Origin of the sequence: Streptomyces sp. NPDC000410 (assembly GCF_040300305.1) — a bacterium.
In the GTDB taxonomy this organism is placed as follows: Bacteria; Actinomycetota; Actinomycetes; order Streptomycetales; family Streptomycetaceae; genus Streptomyces.
The window spans coordinates 1-1,793 of sequence record NZ_JBEPDM010000128.1; the positions used below are offsets into that span (position 1 = coordinate 1).

General features: G+C 68.2%; 1 protein-coding gene. It reads left to right on the forward strand.

Annotated features, from left to right (window positions below):
• Positions 1-95: 95 nt before the first annotated feature.
• On the forward strand, positions 96-1,781 hold the full coding sequence (locus tag ABT342_RS38035; protein ID WP_351584180.1) for an IS1182 family transposase: 1,686 nt from the start codon (positions 96-98) through the stop codon (positions 1,779-1,781).
• The last annotated feature ends 12 nt before the right edge of the window (positions 1,782-1,793 follow it).

Genomic DNA, 1,793 nt, shown 5'->3' on the forward strand with positions numbered 1-1,793 from the left:
GGACGCTGTTGGTTAATCCGGGTCGAGCGTGACGTCGGTCTCCACGATCTGGTTGTGCTCGTGGAGACCGGCGTTGTCGTGTGGGGCGGGTATCGATGTCGTTGCAGCCGATGGAACCGGGAGAGATTCCGGCGGAGACGGTACGGGTGGCCCGGGCGGCTTTCCCGAAGGGGAGCCTGGCGATCCGGGTCCGGGACGAGCTGGGGGTCCTGTTCCGGGACGAAGAGTTCGCGGGCCTGTTTCCCTCGCGGGGCAAGCCTGCGTGGTCGCCGGGCCGGCTCGCGTTCGTGCTGGTGTGGCAGTTCGTGGAGGGGCTGACCGATCGGCAGGCCGCCGAGGCGGTGCGGGCGAGGATCGACGTCAAGTACGCACTCGGGCTGGAACTCGATGATCCGGGGTTCGACTACTCCGTGCTGTCGGAGTTCCGGGACCGCCTGATCGCGGCAGAGGCCGGGCGGCAGGTCCTGGACGGGATCTTGGCTGCGGCCAGGGAGCGTGGGCTGCTCAAGACTGGTGGCCGGGCCAGGACCGACTCCACTCATGTGCACGCCGCAACACGTGAGCTGAACTGGCTGGAGCAGGTCACGGAGACCCTGCGGTCCGCGCTGAACGCGCTTGCCGTGGCAGCCCCTGACTGGCTGGTCGGGGTGGCCGAGCCGGACTGGTTCCGCCACTACGCAACCCGGGCCGAGGACTCTCGCTTCCCCCAGGCCCGTTCCAAGAGGGACGAGGCCGGCCTGCGGGTCGGAGCTGACGGGATGCGACTGCTGGCGGCCGTGGCCGACGCGGATGAGGCCGACCGGCTGCGTGTGCTGCCGGAGGTGGAGATCCTGCGGAAGATCTGGGTCCAGCACTTCCACCTGGTGGAGGGCGAGGTGGCCCGCAGGGCCCCAAAAGACCGGCCGCCAGGCGCACTGCGCCTGGTCAGCCCCTATGACGTCGAGGCACGCTGCGGCCGGAAGAACGACAACCTCTGGGACGGCTACAAGGTCCACCTGACCGAGACCTGCGAGCCGGATGCCGTGCACCTGGTCACCAATGTGGTCACCACCACCGGAGCGGTGTCCGACGACCGGATGGCCGCCATCGTCCACAACGCCCTTGCCGAACGCGGCCTGCTGCCCGAAGAGCACTGGGTGGATGCCGGATACGCCAACGCTCCCGCGCTGGCCACAGCCCTCCAGGAGCACGGCATCGCGCTGCACGGCCCCCTCAAATCCGTCACCTCACCTCAGTCCCGGGGCGAGGCCCCCTTTGGCCAGGACGCCTTCACCATCGACTGGGACCAACGGAAGGTGACCTGCCCCAACGGCAAGACGACCACAAGCTGGCGAAACGCTCGCTCCCAGACCGGGCTCCCCGTGATCCGCGTGCAGTTCCCCACCAACGACTGCCGCACCTGCACCACGCGAGCCGATTGCCTTGGCGCAACCAACCGCCGCTTCCGCGAGCTCACCCTGCGGACCAAAGCCGAGTACGAAGCCCTTCAGCAGGCCAGGACCCTTCAGCGAACCGACAAGTGGAAGGAGAGGTACAAGATTCGTGCCGGCGTCGAAGGCACCATCGCCCAGGGAGTCCAACGCTGTGACCTGCGCAGATCCCGTTACCGGGGCCTCGCTAAGACCAGCCTCCAGCATCAGCTCACCGGCGCTGCGATCAACCTCGCCCGCATCGACGCCCACCTCACCGGCACACCCAGGGCCCGCACCCGCACCAGCCACTTCGCAAGGCTTCACCCCGCCGAGCAACTCGACGGGGCGAAGCAACACAACCCGCATTAACCAACAGCGTCC